The sequence below is a fragment of the Stenotrophomonas sp. yr243 genome (assembly GCF_900184195.1).
Lineage (GTDB): Bacteria > Pseudomonadota > Gammaproteobacteria > Xanthomonadales > Xanthomonadaceae > Stenotrophomonas > Stenotrophomonas lactitubi.
Genome location: NZ_FXWT01000002.1, coordinates 864950 through 885467, shown reverse-complemented (window position 1 = coordinate 885467; position 20518 = coordinate 864950). Strand labels below are relative to the sequence as shown.

The 20518-nt window shown below is 66.6% G+C and carries 21 protein-coding genes; 9 read left to right on the top strand and 12 right to left on the bottom strand.

Features of this window, described 5'->3' with window-relative positions:
- Positions 1-50 precede the first annotated feature (50 nt).
- Genes accC through aroQ form a run of 4 tightly spaced genes read right to left on the bottom strand, consistent with a single transcriptional unit; the run spans position 51 to position 2848 of the window.
- Positions 51-1418, bottom strand: coding sequence for an acetyl-CoA carboxylase biotin carboxylase subunit (accC, locus tag QOL57_RS10715; RefSeq protein ID WP_089237274.1), 1368 nt, complete (start codon positions 1416-1418; stop codon positions 51-53).
- 12 nt (positions 1419-1430) lie between these two features.
- On the bottom strand, positions 1431-1922 hold the full coding sequence (gene accB / locus QOL57_RS10710) for an acetyl-CoA carboxylase biotin carboxyl carrier protein (RefSeq protein ID WP_089237272.1): 492 nt from the start codon (positions 1920-1922) through the stop codon (positions 1431-1433).
- 54 nt (positions 1923-1976) lie between these two features.
- Positions 1977-2399 (bottom strand): lysozyme inhibitor LprI family protein, encoded by a 423-nt coding sequence (locus QOL57_RS10705; protein WP_089237270.1) that lies wholly within the window; start codon positions 2397-2399, stop codon positions 1977-1979.
- Complete coding sequence (aroQ, locus tag QOL57_RS10700) at positions 2396-2848, bottom strand: type II 3-dehydroquinate dehydratase (protein WP_089237269.1); 453 nt, start codon at positions 2846-2848, stop codon at positions 2396-2398. Before aroQ ends, QOL57_RS10705 begins: the two co-directional genes overlap by 4 nt.
- Before the next feature lie 290 nt (positions 2849-3138).
- On the opposite strand from aroQ, the gene QOL57_RS10695 reads away from it, so the two are divergent.
- A complete protein-coding gene (locus QOL57_RS10695; protein WP_198512164.1) occupies positions 3139-4479 on the top strand; it encodes an acetamidase/formamidase family protein in 1341 nt (446 codons plus the stop codon).
- A 46-nt stretch (positions 4480-4525) separates the two neighbouring features.
- On the top strand, positions 4526-5353 hold the full coding sequence (locus QOL57_RS10690) for an isocitrate lyase/phosphoenolpyruvate mutase family protein (RefSeq protein WP_198512165.1): 828 nt from the start codon (positions 4526-4528) through the stop codon (positions 5351-5353).
- A gap of 11 nt (positions 5354-5364) precedes the next feature.
- Here the strand turns inward: QOL57_RS10690 and QOL57_RS10685 are convergent, their stop codons facing one another.
- Together QOL57_RS10685 and QOL57_RS10680 are read right to left on the bottom strand one after the other, a co-directional pair.
- Entirely contained in the window at positions 5365-5766 is a 402-nt protein-coding gene (locus QOL57_RS10685; protein WP_089237263.1) for a response regulator, read from the bottom strand.
- Between the two features lie 171 nt (positions 5767-5937).
- Positions 5938-6435 carry a ferritin-like domain-containing protein gene (locus tag QOL57_RS10680; protein WP_089237261.1) on the bottom strand — a complete coding sequence of 166 codons (498 nt, stop codon included), beginning with the start codon at positions 6433-6435 and terminating at the stop codon, positions 5938-5940.
- 209 nt (positions 6436-6644) lie between these two features.
- Between QOL57_RS10680 and QOL57_RS10675 the strand changes: the two genes are divergently transcribed.
- The gene (locus QOL57_RS10675; RefSeq protein WP_089237259.1) at positions 6645-7241 is read left to right on the top strand and encodes an NAD(P)H-dependent oxidoreductase; all 597 of its coding nucleotides are present in this window, start codon (positions 6645-6647) and stop codon (positions 7239-7241) included.
- A 48-nt stretch (positions 7242-7289) separates the two neighbouring features.
- Positions 7290-7853: a TetR/AcrR family transcriptional regulator gene (locus tag QOL57_RS10670; RefSeq protein ID WP_089238142.1), complete on the top strand. Its 564-nt coding sequence runs from the start codon at positions 7290-7292 to the stop codon at positions 7851-7853.
- Between the two features lies 1 nt (position 7854).
- Here QOL57_RS10670 and QOL57_RS10665 read toward each other — a convergent pair whose 3' ends face one another.
- Both QOL57_RS10665 and QOL57_RS10660 read right to left on the bottom strand, forming a co-directional pair.
- Positions 7855-8406 (bottom strand): hypothetical protein, encoded by a 552-nt coding sequence (locus tag QOL57_RS10665; RefSeq protein WP_089237258.1) that lies wholly within the window; start codon positions 8404-8406, stop codon positions 7855-7857.
- Between the two features lie 68 nt (positions 8407-8474).
- On the bottom strand, positions 8475-9527 hold the full coding sequence (locus tag QOL57_RS10660) for a D-alanyl-D-alanine carboxypeptidase family protein (RefSeq protein ID WP_343238790.1): 1053 nt from the start codon (positions 9525-9527) through the stop codon (positions 8475-8477).
- Between QOL57_RS10660 and QOL57_RS10655 the strand changes: the two genes are divergently transcribed.
- Together QOL57_RS10655 and QOL57_RS10650 are read left to right on the top strand one after the other, a co-directional pair.
- Positions 9520-10935 carry an alkaline phosphatase gene (locus tag QOL57_RS10655; RefSeq protein ID WP_283401532.1) on the top strand — a complete coding sequence of 472 codons (1416 nt, stop codon included), beginning with the start codon at positions 9520-9522 and terminating at the stop codon, positions 10933-10935. The two genes, QOL57_RS10660 and QOL57_RS10655, sit on opposite strands and share 8 nt — an antisense overlap.
- Positions 10936-11002: 67 nt before the next feature.
- A complete protein-coding gene (locus QOL57_RS10650) occupies positions 11003-11557 on the top strand; it encodes a GIY-YIG nuclease family protein (protein ID WP_089237253.1) in 555 nt (184 codons plus the stop codon).
- Here the strand turns inward: QOL57_RS10650 and QOL57_RS10645 are convergent.
- Positions 11508-11702 carry a hypothetical protein gene (locus QOL57_RS10645; protein ID WP_100309794.1) on the bottom strand — a complete coding sequence of 65 codons (195 nt, stop codon included), beginning with the start codon at positions 11700-11702 and terminating at the stop codon, positions 11508-11510. The two genes, QOL57_RS10650 and QOL57_RS10645, sit on opposite strands and share 50 nt — an antisense overlap.
- Before the next feature lie 98 nt (positions 11703-11800).
- On the opposite strand from QOL57_RS10645, the gene QOL57_RS10640 reads away from it, so the two are divergent.
- Entirely contained in the window at positions 11801-12703 is a 903-nt protein-coding gene (locus QOL57_RS10640; RefSeq protein WP_089237251.1) for a LysR substrate-binding domain-containing protein, read from the top strand.
- A 32-nt stretch (positions 12704-12735) separates the two neighbouring features.
- Here the strand turns inward: QOL57_RS10640 and QOL57_RS10635 are convergent, their stop codons facing one another.
- Entirely contained in the window at positions 12736-13452 is a 717-nt protein-coding gene (locus QOL57_RS10635; RefSeq protein WP_089237249.1) for a transporter substrate-binding domain-containing protein, read from the bottom strand.
- A gap of 113 nt (positions 13453-13565) precedes the next feature.
- On the opposite strand from QOL57_RS10635, the gene QOL57_RS10630 reads away from it, so the two are divergent.
- Complete coding sequence (locus tag QOL57_RS10630; protein ID WP_089237247.1) at positions 13566-13937, top strand: VOC family protein; 372 nt, start codon at positions 13566-13568, stop codon at positions 13935-13937.
- 33 nt (positions 13938-13970) lie between these two features.
- Here QOL57_RS10630 and QOL57_RS10625 read toward each other — a convergent pair whose 3' ends face one another.
- Positions 13971-14804 (bottom strand): arylamine N-acetyltransferase, encoded by an 834-nt coding sequence (locus QOL57_RS10625; protein ID WP_089237245.1) that lies wholly within the window; start codon positions 14802-14804, stop codon positions 13971-13973.
- A 202-nt stretch (positions 14805-15006) separates the two neighbouring features.
- Between QOL57_RS10625 and QOL57_RS10620 the strand changes: the two genes are divergently transcribed.
- Positions 15007-17544, top strand: a complete 2538-nt coding sequence (locus tag QOL57_RS10620) for a methyl-accepting chemotaxis protein (protein WP_089237243.1) — start codon at positions 15007-15009, stop codon at positions 17542-17544.
- A gap of 86 nt (positions 17545-17630) precedes the next feature.
- Here QOL57_RS10620 and QOL57_RS10615 read toward each other — a convergent pair whose 3' ends face one another.
- Complete coding sequence (locus tag QOL57_RS10615; RefSeq protein ID WP_089237241.1) at positions 17631-20156, bottom strand: sulfite reductase flavoprotein subunit alpha; 2526 nt, start codon at positions 20154-20156, stop codon at positions 17631-17633.
- Between the last annotated feature and the right edge of the window lie 362 nt (positions 20157-20518).

Sequence of the window (20518 nt, the reverse complement as noted above, 5' to 3'; positions counted from 1 at the left end):
AGGGCGGGGAAATCCCCGCCCTTTTCATGTGCAGCAACAACCGCAGCCGATCAGGTCAATGCGATCGGCTTGCTCTTGCGCTCGGCAAGGCGCTTTTCCAGATAGTGGATGTTCTGGCCACCGGCCTGGAAGCCCTTGTCACGCATGATGCGCTGCTGCAAGGCGATGTTGGTCTTGATGCCATCGACCACCATCTCGCTCAGCGCCACCCGCATGCGGGCGATGGCGGTTTCGCGGTCCGGACCGTGCACGATCAGCTTGCCGATCATCGAGTCGTAGTTCGACGGCACGCGGTAGCCACTGTAGATGTGGGTATCGACGCGCACGCCGGGGCCGCCCGGTGCATGGAAGCCGGTGATGGTGCCCGGGCTCGGCACGAAGGTTTCGGCGTCTTCGGCGTTGATGCGGCACTCGATCGCATGGCCGGTCAGCACCACGTCGCTCTGCTTGATCGACAGCTTCTGGCCGGCAGCGATCTTCAGCTGTTCGGCGACCAGGTCGATGCCGGTGACCATTTCAGTGACCGGATGCTCCACCTGGATGCGGGTGTTCATTTCGATGAAGTAGAAACGGCCGTCTTCGTACAGGAACTCGAAGGTGCCGGCGCCGCGGTAACCGATACGGATGCAGGCTTCCACGCACACCTTGCCGATCTGCTCGCGCTGCTCGGTGGTGATGCCCGGTGCCGGCGCTTCCTCGACCACCTTCTGGTGACGACGCTGCATCGAGCAGTCGCGCTCGCCGAGGTGGATGGCATTGCCCTGGCCGTCGGCCAGCACCTGGATCTCCACGTGGCGCGGATTCTCCAGGAACTTCTCCATGTAGACCTCGCCATTGCCGAACGCGGCCTTGGCCTCGCTCTTGGTGGTCTCGATGGAGGTCTTCAGCGAGGCTTCGGCGTGCACCACGCGCATGCCGCGGCCACCGCCGCCACCGGCCGCCTTGATGATGACCGGGTAGCCGATCTCACGGGCGATCTTGGTGTTGGCGACGATGTCCTCGCCCAGCGGGCCGCCCGAGCCGGGTACGCACGGCACGCCGGCCGACTTCATGGCGCGGATCGCTTCGACCTTGTCGCCCATCAGGCGGATGGTGTCTGCCTTCGGGCCGATGAAGATGAAGCCGGACTCTTCCACGCGCTCGGCGAAGTTGGCGTTCTCGGACAGGAAGCCATACCCCGGGTGGATGGCCTGGGCATCGGTGACCTCGGCCGCAGCGATCAGCGCCGGGATGTTGAGGTAGCTTTCCGCCGACGACGCCGGACCGATGCAGACCGATTCATCGGCCATGGCCACGTGCTTGAGGTTGCGGTCGACCGTGGAGTGGACGGCCACCGTGCGGATGCCCAGGGTGTTGCACGCGCGCAGGATGCGCAGCGCGATTTCCCCTCGGTTGGCGATGACGACTTTGTCGAGCATGGCAGCCGCCCCTTAGCCGATCACGAACAGCGGCTGGTCGAATTCCACCGGCTGGCCGTTCTCGCCGAGGATGGCGACGATGGTGCCCGACGCATCGGCTTCGATCGGGTTGAACATCTTCATCGCTTCGATGATGGCCAACGTCTCGCCGGCCTTGACCTGCTGGCCGATGCTGACGAACGCCGGCTTGTCCGGAGCGGACGAGGCGTAGAAGGTGCCGACCATCGGCGAGCGCAGCACGTGGCCTTCCGGCAGCGCGTTGCCCGGCTTGGCGGTGCCGCCGGTGGAGGCTTCGGTCGGCGACTGCATCGGCATCGCAGGGGTGGCCGGCTGGGCGGCGACCGGGGCGGCCATCATCATCTGCGGCTGGGCCTGCATCATGCCGTAGCCGGACACCGGAGCGCGCGACAGGCGCACCGACTCTTCGCCTTCCTTGATTTCGATTTCAGCCAGGTTCGACTCTTCCAGCAGGTCGATCAGCTTCTTGATTTTGCGGAGATCCATGGTGGCCTCTTTGCTCTTTGATGTCAGTGTGGTGGGAAGCGCGTTGCGCTCGGGTCAAAGCAGTTCGTAGAAGTCGCGCAGCTGCCGGGTGCGGTCGCGCGCGAGGGTGATCAGGCAGCGCATCTGCGCGCCGTTGCGCGCGGTGCCGTCGGAATTGAGGGCATACACCGCCTGGCAGTCGTGGTCGCGCAGCTGCATCCATGCGCGCTGGGCCAGCACCAGTTCCTGTTCGGCGTTGCCGCAGTAGCTGCAGCTGCCACCGTTGGCCGGCGTGCGCAGCTGCCTGCGGGCCTGGGCGTAGACGGCATTGAGTTCGACGTCGGCGGCCGCTGCCACGTCCGAGGCGCACAGGTCGCTCTCCATCGTGGTGGTCGGATGCGCGCAGTCGATGCCTTCGGCCTCACGGTCGGACGCGGCGGCAGCGCCGCACAGGCCGGCCCACAGCACAACGCTGGCGAGGACGCGCGACAGGCTCATGACGCGGCGGCAGCCTGCACGCGTGCCAATGCCGCGTCCATCGCATAGCGATAGCTGTCGGCACCGAAGCCACACACCACGCCAACCGCCTTGTCGCTGAAATAGCTGTGCTGACGGAAGGGCTCGCGGGTATGCGGGTTGGACAGGTGGATCTCGATGAACGGCACGGCCACCGCCGCCAGCGCATCGCGCAAGGCAACCGAGGTATGCGTGAAGGCGGCCGGGTTGATCAGGATGAAGGCGGTTCCGTCGTTGCGCGCGGCCTGCACACGATCCACCAGCACGTGCTCGGCGTTGGACTGCAGGTTCTCCAGCGAATGACCCGCGGCAGCGGCCTGGGCGGCCAGCGCCTGGTCGATGTCCGCCAGCGTGGTGTGGCCGTAGACCTCCGGCTCGCGGGTGCCGAGCAGGTTGAGGTTGGGGCCATGCAGGACCAGCAGCTTCGCCATGGGATCCGATTGACGGGAAAGGGCGGCAGTCTGGCGGAAGCTGAGGATGCTGTCCAGTTCGGCGAAATTAGTGGTGTTTAAAACAATTGTTTGAAAAATGCCTTCGTCCGCGTGGCTGCGTGGTGGACCGGCGCGGGAAGGCTTTCTATGGATAGTGGAAATTGCGCGTGCCGACCATCCCCCATGCCGGGCCGCCACCGCCGGGCCGCATTACGTTCGACACTGCGGAGGTTGCCATGGCATTCCTACACTGCGCTTACCCGCCATGTCGGCGTTCATGGATGCCCGCCTTGCCTATCTCCCTGCGATTGCCCGCACTTCTGCTGGCAATGCTGCCTTTGAATGCGCTGGCTGCCGAACAATGGATCGTTGCCACCGACCTGTGGGGCAACAGGAACTACCAGACCCTGCATCTGGACGTGCAGGGCGGGCGTATCGCCGGTCGGCTGGATGCCGACCCGGTCACCGGCACCCTGAGCGCCGGACAGATGGTGTTCACCGCAACGGACAGCCAGGGCCTGCGCTACCAGTTCGATGGGCGCATTGACGGCGCGCGGATGCAGGGACAGAGCGATCAGCCGGACACCAACAACCGCGATGCGCGTGCCGCCCACGCCTTCAGCGCGTGGAAGGTACCGGCGCGGGCCTCGACCGCACCGCAACGCCATGTGTTCACGCCGACCGATTATTCCAATACCTTCAGCGCCGACCGCGCGCCGGTGCTGGTGATCTGGCCGGGGGACTCGGTGCAGACCCGCACGCTGGACTCTGGCGGCGTGGACGAGAAGGGTGTTACCCGCGCGCTGTTCGGCAATCCGCAGGTGGGGCCGTTCTTCGTGGTCGGTGCCGAACCGGGCGATACGCTGGCGATCACGCTGACCTCGCTGAAGCTCAACCGCGACCATGCCGACAGCCTGGATGGCCTGGTGGGACGCCTGAAGACACCGCGGGTGGCTGCCGAAGCCAGCGGGCTGGGCAAGCCCGTGCGCTGGCAGCTGGACCGCAGCAGGGGCGTCGCCCGTCCGCAGGGGGCAAGTGGCGGCCTGCGGCATTTCGAAGTGCCGGTGAAGCCGATGCTCGGTGGCCTGGCGCTGGCGCCCGGCTTCGGTTACCCGCCTTTTTCCACCGGCGATACCGCCGACTTCGGCGGCAACATGGATTTCAACGCCGTGGTCGAAGGCAATACGGTCTACCTGCCCGTGCAGCAGCCTGGCGCGCTGATGTACCTGGGTGATGGCCACGCGCTCCAGGGCGATGGCGAAACCACGCAGTGGGCGCTGGAGACGTCGCTCGATGTGGAGGTGAAGGTCGAGCTGCTGAAGCAGCATGCGATCGCAACGCCACGGGTGGAATCGGCAACGCAGATCATGACCCTGGGCCAGGGCGGCTCCAGCGACGATGCGCTGCGCATCGCCACCTCGGGCATGCTGCAGTGGCTGCGCCAGGCCTACGGATTGACGTTGTCCGAGGCGACCCAGGTGCTGGGCGTGGCGGTGCAGTACCAGGTGGCCAACCTTGCCGGGCGCAGTGTTGGCGTGGCGGCGAAGCTGGACAAGGCGGTGTTGCAGGGGCTGCCGTTGCAGACGACGGCAGAACCGCGTGGCAGCGCCGTGAAGCCCGCTGCCAAGTGACCGTTGCCCTGTTGGCAGCGTGGGAAGGCGTACCAACCAGGAGTCCGTGATGAGTGCCGACGCAATCCAGAACCGCCGCGCTGCCTTCAGGGCACTTCATGCATCCGGTTGCTTCCTGCTGCCCAACCCATGGGATGTTGGCAGTGCCGTAGCGCTGGCGCGGCTGGGTGCGCAGGCACTGGCCACCACCAGCTCCGGCCATGCCTGGGCCCACGGGCAGCCTGACGGGGCGATGGGTCGCAATGAAATCCTCGCCCATCTGCGGACGATGGTGGCGGCGACCGACCTGCCGGTGAACGCCGACTTCGAAGATGGCTTTGGCAGCGGCCCGGAGGCGGTGTACGAAAGTGTGTCGTTGGCGATCGACACCGGTGTAGCCGGCCTGTCGATCGAGGATTCCACCGGCGATGCAGAGCATCCGCTGCGCAGCATCGAAGACAGCGTGGCCCGGCTCCAGGCTGCGCGCCGTGCAATCGACGAAAGCGGGCACGACGTGATGCTGGTGGGGCGCGCGGAGAACTTCTTCGTCGGGCGCCCCGATCTGGACGATACGTTGGCCCGCATCCGCGCCTATGCGCAGGCGGGTGCGGATTGCCTGTACGCACCGGGTATCCGCAGCGCAGAGCAGATCCGCGCCGTGGTGGATGCGGCCGCTGGCAAACCGGTCAACCTGCTGATCGGTTCGCCCGGGCAGATGACGCTGCAGCAGGCGGCCAGCCTTGGCGTGCGCCGGGTCAGTGTCGGCGGTGCGCTGGCCCGCAGTGCGTGGGCAGGCTTTCTCAGGGCATCGGAGCAGATGCTCGGCAGAGGATCATTCGACGCGCTGCCGGGCACCCCGTCAGGTGCCGAGCTCAACGGGTTGTTCAAGCCGTAAGCGCGTGCGGGTTAGTGGGGCGGTGCCGGCAAGGGGGGCATCCTGCCGAGCGCTTCGCGTACCGCGCGCTGCAGTCCCTGCACATGGAACGGCTTGGCCAGGAACGGCGCACGCCGATGCCTGACCGGCACCAGCTGGTCGTATACCGCCGAAGCGAAAAGGTAGGGGATGCCGAGCTCGAGCAGCCGATCGGCAACGGGAAACACCACGCCGTCGCGAAGTTCCACGTCCAGAACGGCGCCATCGAAGTGGCCACTGTCGAGCATGCCCAATGCCTCGAAGACACTGTTGGCGTGGGCGATCTCATTGCCTTCGTCGGCCAGGGCCTGTTCCATCAGATCGGCCAGATCGAGCTGGTCTTCCACAAGGAGCAGGCGCGGTAGCGGCGTGGGTCGTTCATTGCTGCTTTGCATGGTGTGTTGTCGTGCGAATGCTGCGGTGGTGCGTAAAGTCTCTGCTTTCCGGCATCAAGGCCATGGCTGCCTGATGTGCTTTCGGCGCGAAGGCGTAACTGTGATCTGCGTGTTCTGCTGCTGGCCGTGGCCGCCCTCCCTGGCGGCTTCGGCCATGCGTTCGCCATGGAATCAGGCGGCCTGTGCGGCCCGCGCGTTGCCACCACTCTTGGCCAGCAACGTCAGTTTCTCGTCAGTGGCCTTTTCTTCTCCCAGCGTTTCCAGCAGCAGCGGCAGCGCCTCTTTGTAGCCCAGCTGCTTGGCCAGGGCGGCGATGGTGCCGTAGGAAGCGATCTCGTAGTGCTCGACCTTCTGTGCACCACCGATCAAGGCGGCGTCGCGCACCGGACCTTCGTCGATGGTATCGATCACTTCCTTTCCTTCCTCTACCAAGCCTTCCATTGCCGCGCACTTGATCCGCTTGAGGCGGATGCCCAGCAGCTCTACAACCCGGTCGATGCGTTCGATCTGGCCCTGGGTTTCTTCCAGGTGGGTCTCGAAGGCGGTGGCCAGTTCGGGATTTTCGGCTGCGCGGGCCAGCCGCGGCAGGGCCTTGGTCAGCTGCTTCTCCGCGCTGTAGATATCGGACAGTTCGTGGATGAACAGGTCTTCTGCGGTCTTGATGGCCATGCGTCGACACCTTTGCTGGGGAGAGCGGTGACCTTACGTGGGCGCCCGTTGGAGTCCGGCGCAGGTACGGTGAACGCTGCATGGAGGGCATGGGTTCCCATGCATGCAGGGTTCTCACATGAGCCGAGCGACAGCGTCCTATCGGTGATGCTGTTGCTCGTCCGCCCGATAGTTACTATTGGTAACTAATGAATCCGAGAGCTGCTGTCATGCATACCCAGATCGTTGTGGCCCACCCCGAACCGGGCTCGCTTACCCGCGCCGTAGCGGCGCGGATCGGCGAGGCCATCGTCAACGCCGATGCCGGCAATACGGTCACCACCGTGGATCTGATGGCGGAAGGATTCGATCCACGCTTCAACGCGCAGGACCACGCGTTCTTCCGCAGAACCACAGCGCTGCCGGCCGATGTGGCTGCCGAGCACGCGCGGCTGGATGCGGCCGACACGCTCGTGCTGGTCTACCCGCTCTACTGGTGGTCGTTCCCGGCGCTGCTGAAGGGCTGGATCGATCGCGTTTTCACCCAGGGCTGGGCCTATGACGAAGGTGCCGATGGCAAGGTGGAAAAGAAGCTGCAGCGGCTGCAGGTGCATCTGGTGGGCCTGGGCGGCGCCGGCCAGCAGATGATCGACCGGCGCGGCTATGGCGAGGCGATGAAGATCCAGATCGACCAGGGCATCTTCGATTACTGCGGAGCGCCGGTGCTGTCATCCACGCTGCTGCTGGATGCCGACAGCGGCATGGCCGAAACGCATCTGCAGACGGCGGTGGACATCGGACGTAAGATCGGAACCCCTGCACTCTGACGATCACCCTTGTCTTCCAGTCCTGCCGTGCCCGAGCCCCGTCGTCGCCTGACCCGCGAACAGCGTGCCCGCCAGCTGCTGGACGTGGCGTGGGCGCTGGTTGGCGAAGAGGGCACCGATGCGCTGACGCTGGGGCGTCTGGCGGAGGCCGCCGGGGTCGCCAAACCGCTGGCCTACGACCACTTCGAAACCCGCAACGGTTTGCTGGCCGCGCTGTATGCCGACTATGACCAGAGGCAGACCGTGGTCTTCGATGAGCGTATCGGCAGCGCGAAGGCGCGGCTGAAGGAGCGTGCGCATGCCATCGCCTCCGGCTATATCGATTGCGTGCTGTCACAGGGCAGCGAGATCCAGGACATTCTCGCTGCGCTGGCGGGATCACCGGAACTGCGGGCGGTGCGCCGTTGCTATCAGCAGGATTTCATCGACAAGTGCGCGCAGTGGCTGGGCCCGTTCGCAGCGGGAGAGGTCGTGCCGGCCACCGGCCTCTGGGCCATCCTCGGTGCCGCCGAAACCCTGTCTGAAGCGGTTGCGGCCGATGCGGTGGAGCATGCGGCAGCCGAGGCCGAGCTGGAGCGCGTGATCGTCGCCATCGTCAAGCGCAGCACCTGAATCATGTGTGCGGAGCGACCTGGAGTTGCTCGACGCTGACCGGGGGCAGTGACACGTCAGGCTGCAGGTCCGGCAACAGCTGTCGCAGCAGCTCCGGCATCGCCTGCATCGCGGCACCATCGATGTAGCGCCACTGCGTTTCACCGACGTGCCGGATGGCGACCATGAAAGCGAGGCTTCTCACGGTCTGCGCATCGACGGTGAACACCGTGGTCCGTGGCACGAAGCAGACTTCTTCGTCGCCGGCAGCATAGGTGCGGGTCGGTTCACCGACATCATCGCTGATGACCTTCACGCCCATGTCGTCGAGTGTCTTCATCGCATCGCGTGCGGCCTTCGCATAGGCCGCATCGCCGCCGGCAAACCGCTTCACGCTGGGATGCGTGCGCGCGATCATGGCATCGGTATCGCCGCGCGCGAACGTGGACAGCAGCGATCGCACATCCTTCTGCAGCGCGTCGCTCTCGGCAGGAGTGAGTTCACCGGCATGGGTGAGTGCCGCAGAGAACGTGCAGAACAGCGCAAGCATCCAGCACAAGAGACGTCGATCCATCGATGGGGTACACCTTCGGGCGCTGGACTATAGAGCGCATTGCCTGTGGTGTCTGCCCGGTCTGCCCGTCACACACGCTGGGCCTCGGCCGCCGCGGCAATGGCAAAGCCCGCATCAAGCTGCGCCCGCACCTGCTCATCGCGCGACGCACGGGAATCAGCGCCCAGCACCACGTTGATCAGGCGCAGTGGCAGGGCGTGCCCAGCGCAGCTGCGACGGGCGGTGGCCGCCAGGCAGAAACCCGCAGCCTGGGTGTAACCGGTCTTCAAGCCATCCACACCGTTTTCGCCGAGCAGGGCGTTCTGGTTCCCCTTCTGCAGGGTGCGGTGCACGAAGCTGCGCTGTGCGGTGATTGCCAGCAGGTCGGGGTAGCGCGCAAGCAGATGGGCGGCCAGCATCGCCATGTCGCGTGCAGTCGACAGATGGCCCGGGGTGGTGATGCCGGATGCGGAGATGAAGTGCGTATCGTTCAGGCCCAGCGCCCGCGCGTGGCCGTTCATGTGCTGCGCGAACGCCGCCTGCGATCCGGCCAGGTGACGGGCCAGGGCGAGCGCTGCGTCGTTGCCGGAAACCACCATCAGGCCCTCCAGCAGTCTGCCGAGAGCGATGCTTTCGCCGGGCACCAGACCCATCCGCGTTTCATCGTCGGCCACGTCGTGTACGTCGCGCGGATCGATGGCGATGGTGTCCGACCACGAACCGCCCGACTGCGCGAGCAGGTCGTACGCGGTGTAGGCCGTCATCAGCTTGGTCAGCGAGGCCGGCGGTCGTCGCAGCTCCGCGTGCTGCTGCTGGAGGATCTCGAGGGAGAGGGCATCGATCGCGATCGATGACACAGGGGAAGGGGAAGAAGTCATGGACTGCATACGGCGACAGCGTACCGGCGTGCGCCCGCGCTGGATGACTGTTGCTGAAATATTGAAATGATATAACGTCGCAAATTGGGCTGGATCACTTCGCTTTCTGCTGGGACTGCTGATGAAAAAAACGAATCTCGGGGGTTGGTTGCGGCCGGCCATCCTGACAGCGCTGGTTGCCATCGCCGGTTGCCAGCACGACATACGCACCGACAGGCCGGAACCGGCGCAGGGACGGCCGCACAACGTCATCGTGATGATCAACGATGGTGCCGGCTGGGGCACCTGGGACGCCGCTGCCTACTGGCAGTACGGCAGCCGCGAGGGCGCCCCCTATGCCGACTTCCCGCAGCGGCTGGCGGTGACAACGTTCCCGCTCAATGCCAGCAGCCAGCCTACGCACGATGCAGCGCAGACCCTCGGCTACGACGCACGGAAGGCGTGGGATGCCACGCCCGTGCCTGCGGCGGATCTGCCCTTCGCCGGCTATCAGTACCTGGCGGCGGTGGCCACCGACAGCGCGGCGGCCGGCACGGCGCTGTCCTCGGGAGTGAAGACCTACAACAACGCCATCAACGTCGACAACGACGGTGTACCGGTGGAGTTCAACACCCTGCGTGCCAAACGCCTGGGCATGGCCACCGGCGTGGTGACCTCGGTGCCGTTCGCGCATGCCACGCCGGCTGCCTTCGCTGCGCAGGCCGAATCACGCAACAGCTATCACCAGATTGCCCACCAGATGCTGGCCCAGGGCCACATGGATCTGGTGATGGGCACCGGCGGACCCGGCTACAGCGTCAATGGGCAAGCCTGCGTCGACGGGCCGCAGAGCCCGGTGGCCGAGGGCTGCGGGAACCCCTGGGAGTGGGTGTCGCAGCAGGATTGGCAGCAGCTTGAGGCGGGCACGGCCATTGCCGGAAATCCATCGGGGCCGTGGCGGTTGATCCGCAGCAAGGCCGAGTTCGTTGCACTGGCGCAGGGCCTGATGCCCTCCGACCGGCCGCTGATCGGTGTACCGCGCGTGGCCAACACCCTGCAGCAGGCACGCCAGCTGCAGGTACTGGGCGAAGACGCGAGCACACCATCGGGAGTGAAGAAGATCGACAGCGTGCCGGACCTGGCGACGATGACCCGTGGCGCGCTGCAGTTCCTGCAGCAGCGCTCAACCAAGGGCCTGTTCCTGATGATTGAAGGCGGTGCCACCGACTGGGCAGCGCACACCAGCACCTGCGGCAGTGAATGGCACTACGGCGCCTGCACCGGGCAGCCGCAGTTTGGCCGTCTGATCGAAGAGACCGTCGAGTTCAACGATGCCGTGTCGGCGGTCATCGCGTGGATCGAGGAGAACGGTGGCTGGGAGCGCAACCTGCTGATTGTCACCACCGACCACGACAACAGCATGCCGATGGGGCCGGATGCACAGCAGGTGGCCTTCGAACCGGTGCGCAACCATGGCCGGGGGCGCATGCCGGGCATGAGCTTCCGCCCCACCGGCAACCATTCAAACGGCCTGGTGCCACTGTGGGCCAAGGGCAACGGCGCCGAGCTGCTGGGCAAACGCGTGCGCGGTGTCGACAACGGCTATCGCCAGCATGTGCGCTTGAACGACGGCAGCTACATCGACAACACCGATGTGGCCGCTGCGATCCAGGAAGCGCTGCAGCGACGTTGACCGGCCGCGCACCCGCCTGCACGACGCCTGCACGTTCCGCACATGCGGGCATCGTCATCGTGCAGCGATGGACTCCGATATCCGCATCGATGGCCGCGTGTTCGCCTACGTCTTTCCCTGTGCCTGGGAGGACTACGCGAAGATTGGTTTCTCGCGCGATCCGCTGGGCCGGATCAGTGCGCTGCATCGGCGCTGGTTCGAGTTCTTCGATCTGGAAGCGGGTGCGCTGGTCGAGGCGGAATCCGAGCGGGATGCGCGTGACCTGGAACTGCAGCTGCGCCGGCCCTTCAAGCTGCATCGTGCGCCGGCACCGATGACGGTGCAGGACAAGGCCGGTGGGCGCACCGAATGGGTGCGCGGGGCCAACGCCGCATTGGCCGAGGCGGTACGTGCGCTGGCACAGCAGGGCTATCACACGTATCCGCTGCGGCCATGGCTGCGGGCGGCGCTGGTCCAGCGTCTGGACCGGCTGCATGACTGGGCCGCAGCGCAGGTGCCGGAAGAGGAAAGCCTGCGCACGCCGGTCGGAGTGGCCGCACTGCGCGAAGCCATCGATGCGTATCGCGCGCTCGCTATCGATCCGGAGCCGTGGTTGCCGGAGTACCTGCAGCGCGGGTGGTGACACTTCCCGAGGTGGCCGGGACGTTGGCCGGCCGCAGTGCCTGGCGCGCATCGGGCGCTGCGGGAACCGGTTCGGCCAGGCGCTGGGCCAGGGCAACGTTGGTCACATGACCCTGCAGGAACAACAGACCGCTGAAGATGTTCATGATCGTGCCTCCACTTGAGTGGAATGCACGATACGGGCAGCATGGGGGCGCAAAAAGCGACATTTCCGCAAGGTCGACTTGAGAGGAATTCAAGGCTTATGTCCCGCCCACCGCTGCATGCCCTGCAGGGCTTCGTCGCTGCCGCGCGCCTGGGCAACCTGTCCCGCGCCGCAGCATCGATGAACCTGACGGTCAGTGCGCTCAGCCATCAGATGCGACAGCTCGAGGAACGCCTGGGCCAGCCGCTGCTGATCCGGCAGGCACGCGGTGTGGCCTTGACCCTGGAAGGACAGCGCCTGCTGGATCAGGTCGGGCCCCATCTGGATGCAATCAACGAAGCCTTCCAGCCCTACGCTGCGCGACCCGAGCATGTGCTCACCCTCAGCGCCGTGCCGTCGATGGCCAGCGCATGGCTGGTGCCACGCCTGGGCAACTTCGTGGCGGCGCATCCACAGATCGAAATCAATCTGCAATCGAGCGAGCGTCTGATCGACTTCGACCGGCAACTGCAGTTCGATGCGGCGCTGCGGTTGGGCAGCGGACAATGGCCGGGGCTGGTGGTCGAACCGTTGTTCGACGAATGGCTGCTGCCGATGGCCAGCCCGGCACTGATCGAGCGCATGGGCGGCATCGGCCACGTACCGTTGGCGCAGTGGCCGCTGCTGGGAGACCCAGACGGTGCATGGGGCGCATGGTTCGCGCTGACCGGGCAGCGCCCACCGGCGCGGTTCGTGGCTGTGCTGGATGATTCCGAGGCCCACCATCGCGCCGCACTGGACGGCGTGGGTGTTGCGCTGGGACGGGTCACGCGGGCGCGGCTGCTGCTGGATTCCGGCCAGTTGGTTGCGTTGTCGGACCTGCGCCTGAAAACCGCGTGGCCGCATTGGCTGGTGTACCCGCAGCGCTCGGTGCGGCACCGTGGTTTCCTGGCCTTCCGCGAATGGCTGCACGCGCAGGCAGCCGAGCATGTGCGGCACATGCAGGCCGCCGACGCGGGATAGCGCCAGGCGAGCGTAATGACGGGGAGTGTGCGTCAGCGCACCAGCGTGACCGCCTGCCCGGCACGTGCGAAGGCCTCGCCCAGCAGCGGCCCGGCCTTGATGGCTTCCACTTCCGCGAACAGTGCCTGCAACGCCGCCGCGGGTCGAGCAACAGGCGCTGCGACCGACTGCTGGATGACGGTGAAGCGATCTGCCAGCACGCGATGGCCGGCATGCGCCTGTGCCCAGGCCTGCAGGGGTTGGCGCACGCCGGCCGCTGCATCCAGCTGCTGTTGGTCGAACAGGGTGATGGCGGCGGCCGAGGTATCGGCACGTTCAATCGTTGCCTGCTGCAGCTCGCGGCTGAGGAACAGATCGTAGGCGGCGCCGCGGCCCACTGCGATGCGCAGCCCGTCGCGATCGAGATCTGCAACCTGCCGTGCTGGGCTGTCATTGCGCACCAGGTAGGTTCCTTCGATCTCCACATACGGTGCACTGAAGGCAATGCGGTCGGCGCGTGCCGGGTCCACCGCCAGGAAGGCCAGATCCCACGCATCGTCGCTCGCCGCTGCCACCACCGATGCGGCCGCATCGTGGCAACTGAAGCGTGCCTGCACACCCAGCCGCTGTGCCAGCGCGGTGGCCAGTTCCACCGATGGCCCGCGTGGTGCATCGGCATCGCCCTGGGCCAGCACCGGGTTACCGAGGTTGATGGCAATGCGCAGGAAGCCCAGTGGGGCCAACGCATGACGGTGATCGGACAGGGACATGCGCGGTTCCAGCTCGGTGTCGGGCTGCCCAGCATGCCAGCTGTGGCCGTATCGTGTGGTGTGCGGAGCTGCGATCCTGTGTTTCATCCGCCTGCGCGCCCAGCCTGATCACCATGAATCCCATCCTGCACGTTGAAGTTCCCGTTGCCGACCTGGACCGTGCCATGGCGTTCTACCGGCAATGGCTGCAGGTGGACATCGATACGCCGATCACCGTGCATGACTGCCGGATGGCGTACCTGCCATTCAACGATAGGGACGCGGGTGCCAGCATGGCGCTGGTGCACGGCGCCGACTACCTGCCGTGGGAGCAGGGTCCGCGTATCTACCTGGGCGTGGACGATCTGGATGACAGCCTGCAGCGTGCCCTTCAGGCGGGCGCGGTGCTGTGCTTTGGCCCGGACATGGCCGGTGACTGGCGGGTGGCCGAGATCCGCGACAGCGAGGGCAACCGGATCGCCCTGCAGGCGCCCGTCACCCCATAGCCGGGGAGGTCAGCAGCCGAACATCGCGTGGCTCTACACGGACGCGGCGCGTGATCGCTGCAGCCAGTCGGCAATGGCTGGATCCAATCGCGGATCGTCCGGAAGGCACATGCCGAAGCCCTGCTGCAGCACCTTGCGCACGTCCTGCACATCGCGCAGCGGGCGCTTGGCCGGTACCTGGCCCGGGCGGTACTCGGTGTAGTTGCCGCTGCCGATGGTGCGTCGCCAATCCGGCCCGGTCAGTGATGCACGCAGTTGGCCGGGGAAGCTCGACTGCGGATGCGTACACACGTACCAGTTGCCCACTTCGTTATCGATCGGCGCCGGTGGCTGCAGGTCGAAGCGGTACAGCGCCCGCCAGTCATCCCCCGCCTCGGCGGCGAGCATGAAGTCGCCATCGTCCAGCCGCCGCACGCGGTAGCGCTCATGCGGTGTGTCCTGCACTGCGGTCTCATGCAGGCGCAGTGGCACGGTCGGGGTCAGGCTGCCGAAGCCGGTATCGACCAGCCAGTCCGCTTCCTGCAGACGCACCCGAAGGAGCAGATGCGTACGCGCGGTCAGCTCGCCACCGGCGGCTGACAACAGCACACGTGCGCTCAGTGGCTGCGCATCGAAGCCCAAGGCCTGCAGCAGGGCCAGGAACGCGCCATTGAGTTCAAAGCAGTAACCGCCGCGCTGCGCGTGCAGCAGCTTGTGCTGGACGCTGTCGAGGTCGATGGCGACCGCATCGCGCAGCAGGCTGGTCAGGGTCTCGAACGGCAGCAGGGCGTTGTGGCGCTGCTGCAGCAGGGTCAGTCCGGCCAGGGTGAGCGGTGGCGGGGCATCCAGCTGCAGGCGCTGCAGGTAGCGGGGGACGTCGATGGACATGGCAGGCACCACGGGCGGGAGGCTCCACTGTGCTACCGCAACCGGGGTTGAGGTCAAGTGTGCCTCGCCGGTGTCATCCCCTCGTCGCCTGCGGCCGGTACAACAGCGACGACTGGTCACTGCGCGCGGCAGGATTCAGTTCGGCGCTAAAGTTCCGCTGCAACCGGCCGATACAGGTGCGTCCTTCCGCCTGGAGTCTGTCATGTCGGCCGTCGTTCCCCACCTTCGGTCCCTGCGTAGCCGCGTTGTCGGGTTGCGTTCCCGTTTCCCAGGCCTGCTGCGCTGGCTGCAGCCACATCGGCTCAGCGTCGCCGACAAGCTCAAGGCGACCCTGCTGGTCTGCAGCCTGGGCCTGGTGGCCATCGCCGCCGTCCACGCCTGGACCAGCCATGCGAGCACGCAGGCGGCCCGCGATCAGGCCAGCTACCAGCACGGCAGTGACCGCGTTGCTTCGCTGGCCGCCCGGGTGGCCGAGGCCCGGCGACTGCAGACCCAGTATGCGCGCAGTTTCGATGATGCGGACCGCAGCCAGCTGCTGGCCACGCAGCAGATGTTGAAGCAGGACCTGCAGGCGTTGCGTGGCATGCCGATGGACGCGGGCCGGCGCAAGGTGCTGCAGGCGATGGCCGAGGCTGTCGACGCATTCTCGCAGGGCATCGCCGCGTTGTTCGAGCGGGTGGATGAGATGGGGCGCGGCGACGCCGGTCTGGCCGCACAGCTGCAGCAGGCCGCCGACGCGCTGCAGGCGCAGGTGGATGCGCTGGAGCGCCCTGCGCTGTCCCTGCATGTGCAGCGGATGCGACGTCATGAAGCGTTGCTGCTGCTCGATGGTGATTCCACCCACGCCGATCGTGCCAGCGAAGAAAAGCTGCCCTTCGACCTGGCGCTGGCCGGCCTGCCAGCCGACGTGCAGGAGCGCGTGCGCAACGGCATGGAAGCCTACCAGGCCGCGTTGCTGGGCTATACCGCCGCGCGCGTCGGCCTGGATGTGGAGGCGCAATCACTGCTTGAGACTGCGGCGGCCGTGGGCCCAGCATTGGCCGCGTTCCAGCAGGCCCAGGTTGCAGCATTGGAACAGGCACAACTGCGTCAGCGATCGGGTGCAAGGATGGCCAGCGTGCTGTTCGTGGCTACGCTGCTGCTGGTGGCCGGCGTGCTGATCACCAGCCTGGTACTGGTGGTGCGCGCGGTGCGTCGACCGATCCAGGACACCCTGCGCTTTGCAGGCGACATCGCGGATGACCGGCTCGACACCACGCTGCGCGTGCACAACGCCAATGATGAGATCGGCCAGCTCGCGCAGCGCCTGGTTGATATGCAGCAGCGCCTGCGTGCACGCACCGAGACCGAACGCGCGGTGGCACGTGGCAACACGCGCGTCCGGCAGGCGCTGGACAGCGCCCAGACCGGCCTGATGGTGGTTGATGCGGAAGGGCAGGTGGCCTACGCCAACCCGGCGCTGCTGCAGCTGCTGGCGCTTCCCGCAGAGACATTGCTCGGCAGCGACGCGGTCCGCCTGCATCCGGCGCTGGCGGGACTGATTGGTGTCCGTCAGCGCGAAGAGCGTGAGATCGGCCACGCCGGCACCCGGTATCAGTTGATCGCCAATGCCATTGTCGAGGACGACCACTTCCTTGGTGTCGCGGTGGAGTGGCGCAGCCGCGCGCTGGAAACGCTGCTGGAAACCGAAGTGGCGGCACTGGTCGATGCGGCAGCGCATGGCGAGCTGCAGGGGCGCATCGCGCTGGAGGGCAAGCAGGGGTTCGTACGCACGCTGTCGACCAGCATCAATCGCCTGCTGTCCACTTTCGAGACCAACCTGGGCGACCTGCAGGCGCTGCTGGCCGCACTGGCACGCGGTGACTTGAGCGTGCGCATGGAGGGCGAACTGCAGGGCGTGTTCGCGCGCATGCGTGACGATGCCAACGCTACTGTCACGCAGCTGGGCCACATCGTCACCCGTATCCAGCAGGTCACGGTGCGCCTGGATGTGGGTGTCAGCGAGATCGTCGCCGGTCATCACGATCTGTCCCAGCGCACCGAGCAGCAGGCGGCCAACCTGGAAGAAACCGCGGCATCAATGCATGAGCTGACCGACACCGTCGGCCGCAATGCCGACGCCGCGGGGCGAGCTGACGGACTGGTGCGCGACGCCGCCAAGGTTGCCGAGCGCGGCGGCAGTGCGGTCGGCCAGGTTGTGGCGACCATGCAGGGTATCAGCGCGTCGTCGCGGCGCATCGGCGACATCATCCAGCTGATCGATGGCATCGCCTTCCAGACCAATATCCTGGCCCTCAACGCGGCAGTGGAGGCCGCGCGTGCAGGCGAGCAGGGCCGCAGCTTCGCGGTGGTGGCCGCCGAAGTGCGGCTGCTGGCCCAGCGCAGCGCGGATGCGGCCAAGCAGATCAAGGGGCTGATCGAGGATTCGGTGGCGCGGGTAGGCCAGGGCAGTACGCAGGCCGAGCAGGCGGGCACCACGATGGACGAAATCGTCAGCAGCGTGCAGCAGTTGGCCGGGCTGCTGGCCGGTATCCGCAGTGCCTCGCACGAGCAGCATGCAGGCATCGCCCAGGTAAACCAGACCGTCGTGCAGATGGAGGCCAGCACGCAGCGCAATGCGAGCCTGGTGGAAGAAGCAGGCGCATCCACCGCGCAGATGCAGGCCCAGGTGCAGGCGCTGTCCGAAGCGGTGGCCACGTTCCGACTACTGCCCGAGCGACGCCCGCGCGCGGCGGCGTGATCGCCTGATCGCCTTCACCGGGCATGGCCCGGCGTTACCGTTGAAACCCATGACGGGTAGCGCCGGGCCATGCCCGGCGAACGGACTCAATACACGTCGCGCCGGTAACGTCCGTTCTCAAGCAGCGTTTCCACTGCTTCATCACCCAGTGCCTCGCGCAGCACCTGGTCCACGCCTTCGGCCATGCCGTGCAGCGATCCACATACATGGATCACTGCACCGCGTGCCAGCCACGCGTGCAGGTCATCCACCGCAGCGTGCAGGCGATGCTGCACGTAGCTGCCATCGTCGATGTCACGCGAGTACGCCTGATCCAACCGCAGCAGGTGCGCGTCAGCCTGCCATCGGATGATTTCCTCGGCGAACAGGAAGTCGTGCGCGCGCTGGCGCTCGCCGAACAGCAGCCAATGACCGTGCTCACCGTGATGCGCGGCTTCGCGCAGCAGGCTGCGCAGGCCGGCGATGCCGGTGCCGTTGCCGATCAGCACCATCGGCGCGCCTGGCTGCCGATGGAAGCCAGGGTTGCGATGCACGCGGGCCGCAACGGCACTGCCCACAGGCGCATGCAGGGCCAGCCAGCCCGAGCCCAGGCCCGCGCGGCCGGCGGCGTCGTGGACCAGCCGGACCACCAGTTCCACGTCGCCATCGGCGGCGCATGAGGCGATGGAGTATTCACGCCCAGGCAGTGATGGCAGGCCTGACAGCCACAGGCCTGCGTCCTGCACCCGCACTGCCCTGCCGGCTTCGGGCAGCACGCGTTCGCTGGCCAGTTCCAGCAGTGTTTTCGCAGCACCGTCGATCAGCACCGGTTGCAGGGGATCCAGGCCATGCGCCTGCAGCACCGTGTGCACATGCAACGCGTCGTGGCGTGGCGCGATATGCAGGATGTCGCCGCCCTGCCAATCGACATCAGCCGGTGGTGCCAGGCGGATCTTCCAGATCTGGCCACCGACGCTGCCGGCGTTGAGCAGGGTGCGGCCGAGCAGACGCCAGTCATGCATCACCGTGGCGGCTGGCAGCACGCTGTCATCGGTGTCGATGCCGGTCAGTCCGGTCAGCTGCAGCTGCCATTGGCGTAGCGCCGTCACCGAAGCTGCATCGACGTCGATTCGCGCGAACAACGGCTGTGCGCCCGCGCGGGTCAGCCAGTCGTCCATCTGCATGCCGAATCCGCAGAACTGCGCGTACTGGTGGTCACCCAGCGCGAGCATGCCGTAACGCAGGCGGGAAAGGTCCGGCACCTGTGCCAGCAGTTGGCGCGCGCTGCGCCGTGCGTTGTCCGGTGGCTCGCCATCACCGAAGGTGCTGAGTACGAACAACGCTTGTGTGGTGGCTTGCAGCTGCGTGGCCGTCACGCACGCAAGCGGCAGTACCTGCACCCCGTGGCCGGCCGCCTGCAGCTGTGCCGCTGCACGCCAGGCCAACTGTTCGGCGAGGCCGCTCTGGCTGGCATGCACCACCAGCCAAGGTGTGCCTGCGGCGTGGGGTGTTGCTTCCGGAACGGTCTGTCGCAGCGCGCGCGCGGCGCGCTGGCCGCGGCGGCGGTCCAGGTACAGCAGCCAGCCGGTGATGAAGAACAGGCACATGCCCAGGCTGCTGAGCATCACCACGATGCGCCCGGGCATGCCGAAGAAGCTGCCCGAGTGCAGGGCGAACATGCTGGTGGTGAGCTGGCCGCCGGCACCCTGGCGCGCGTAGGGGCGCGCGTCGAGAACCGCGCCGGTGGCCGGATCGAGCTGCAGCAGATCATGCGCCCGGTCGTGATGGCCACCGCGCTGCGCGGGATCCGCCGACATCACCCGCACATTGAGTGCTTGACCGGGCTTCTCAGGCAGGCGCAGGTCGATGAAGCCCTGGCGCACGCCGGGCAGCGCATACAGCGTGGCCTCGACATTGTGCAGATCCAGGGGAAGATCCGTGGCGAGTCTGTGCTTGGCGGGGGGCGTGACACCCAGCAGCTGGGTCAGCCCGTTGCGGTACCAGTCGAACGACCACCACAACCCGGTCAGCGCGCTCATCAGGTAGATCAGCAGCACCCAGGTGCCGATCACCGAATGCAGGCTCCACAGGAAGCCGCGGCCCGTGCGTGCCCACTCCACGGCCAACCAGCTGCGCCACTGCCACCAGCGACGTGGCCAGCGCAGGTACAACCCGGACAAAGTGAAGAACAGCAGGGCGATCGCACAGCTGCCGGTGATCCACGAGCCGCGCTCGCCGGCAACCATATGGCGGTGCAGGTCCTCGACGAAATCGAAGAACGCCTGTCCGCGCAGCGCGCTGAAGCGCTCGCCGCTGTAGGGGTCGAAATACACCCAGTGGTCCTTGCCACCGGCAAAGCGTGCGACCGATGGGCGCTGGCCGCTGGCATCCACCCGCAGGCGCTGCAGCGGCCGCTCGCTGCCCGCCTGCAGCAACGGCACCAGTTCATTCAAGGCGAGCGGTTGCTGGTTGTCGGCATGGTGTTCGGCGATCGCGGCGAAACCGGGATTGGCCGCGCGCAGCAGCTCATCCTCGAACGACAGGACCGCACCGCTCAGGCCCATCACGGCCAGGATGGCACCCGCGCTGATGCCCAGCAGCCAGTGCAGTTGGAACAGGACGTTCTTGAACATCGGGATCGAGGGCCGTCGAGGCTGCCGCCCGCATCCTGCGCAACAGCAAATGAGAATTAATCTCGTAATTCTCCGGGTCCCGGGCCGCTGCGGTCAAGAAGGGGTTGCCGGCAGGGCTGCGCCCTGCACCTGCAGAGGCAACGGCAACGGCCGGAGCAACAGCAGAAGCTGGTTTCCTGTGGGGAGGCGGGGTGGGTCCGGTTGCGGGGGCCGCTGCAAGTACGTCCATGTAAGCTCGGTCGCCGCATCCATGCGGCTCACGCCCCCGCAACCGGACCCACCCCGCCTTCGACAGATTTCCACGATCTGTCGGAATGGCATGGCCTGGTCTTGGTGGGTGTCGACCTGGGTCGACACGTAGA

Bases quoted from the DNA above. Each gene is read 5' to 3' on its own strand.
- QOL57_RS10630 (WP_089237247.1), top strand. From the start codon at position 13,566: ATGAATCCCATCCTGCACGTTGAAGTTCCCGTTGCCGACCTGGACCGT.
- QOL57_RS10675 (WP_089237259.1), top strand. From the start codon at position 6,645: ATGCATACCCAGATCGTTGTGGCCCACCCCGAACCGGGCTCGCTTACC.
- QOL57_RS10615 (WP_089237241.1), bottom strand. From the start codon at position 20,156: ATGTTCAAGAACGTCCTGTTCCAACTGCACTGGCTGCTGGGCATCAGC.
- QOL57_RS10620 (WP_089237243.1), top strand. From the start codon at position 15,007: ATGTCGGCCGTCGTTCCCCACCTTCGGTCCCTGCGTAGCCGCGTTGTC.
- QOL57_RS10705 (WP_089237270.1), bottom strand. From the start codon at position 2,399: ATGAGCCTGTCGCGCGTCCTCGCCAGCGTTGTGCTGTGGGCCGGCCTG.
- aroQ (WP_089237269.1), bottom strand. From the start codon at position 2,848: ATGGCGAAGCTGCTGGTCCTGCATGGCCCCAACCTCAACCTGCTCGGC.
- QOL57_RS10685 (WP_089237263.1), bottom strand. From the start codon at position 5,766: ATGCAAAGCAGCAATGAACGACCCACGCCGCTACCGCGCCTGCTCCTT.
- QOL57_RS10645 (WP_100309794.1), bottom strand. From the start codon at position 11,702: ATGAACATCTTCAGCGGTCTGTTGTTCCTGCAGGGTCATGTGACCAAC.
- QOL57_RS10625 (WP_089237245.1), bottom strand. From the start codon at position 14,804: ATGTCCATCGACGTCCCCCGCTACCTGCAGCGCCTGCAGCTGGATGCC.
- QOL57_RS10680 (WP_089237261.1), bottom strand. From the start codon at position 6,435: ATGGCCATCAAGACCGCAGAAGACCTGTTCATCCACGAACTGTCCGAT.
- QOL57_RS10655 (WP_283401532.1), top strand. From the start codon at position 9,520: ATGATCAACGATGGTGCCGGCTGGGGCACCTGGGACGCCGCTGCCTAC.
- QOL57_RS10650 (WP_089237253.1), top strand. From the start codon at position 11,003: ATGGACTCCGATATCCGCATCGATGGCCGCGTGTTCGCCTACGTCTTT.
- QOL57_RS10635 (WP_089237249.1), bottom strand. From the start codon at position 13,452: ATGTCCCTGTCCGATCACCGTCATGCGTTGGCCCCACTGGGCTTCCTG.
- accC (WP_089237274.1), bottom strand. From the start codon at position 1,418: ATGCTCGACAAAGTCGTCATCGCCAACCGAGGGGAAATCGCGCTGCGC.
- QOL57_RS10640 (WP_089237251.1), top strand. From the start codon at position 11,801: ATGTCCCGCCCACCGCTGCATGCCCTGCAGGGCTTCGTCGCTGCCGCG.
- QOL57_RS10665 (WP_089237258.1), bottom strand. From the start codon at position 8,406: ATGGATCGACGTCTCTTGTGCTGGATGCTTGCGCTGTTCTGCACGTTC.
- accB (WP_089237272.1), bottom strand. From the start codon at position 1,922: ATGGATCTCCGCAAAATCAAGAAGCTGATCGACCTGCTGGAAGAGTCG.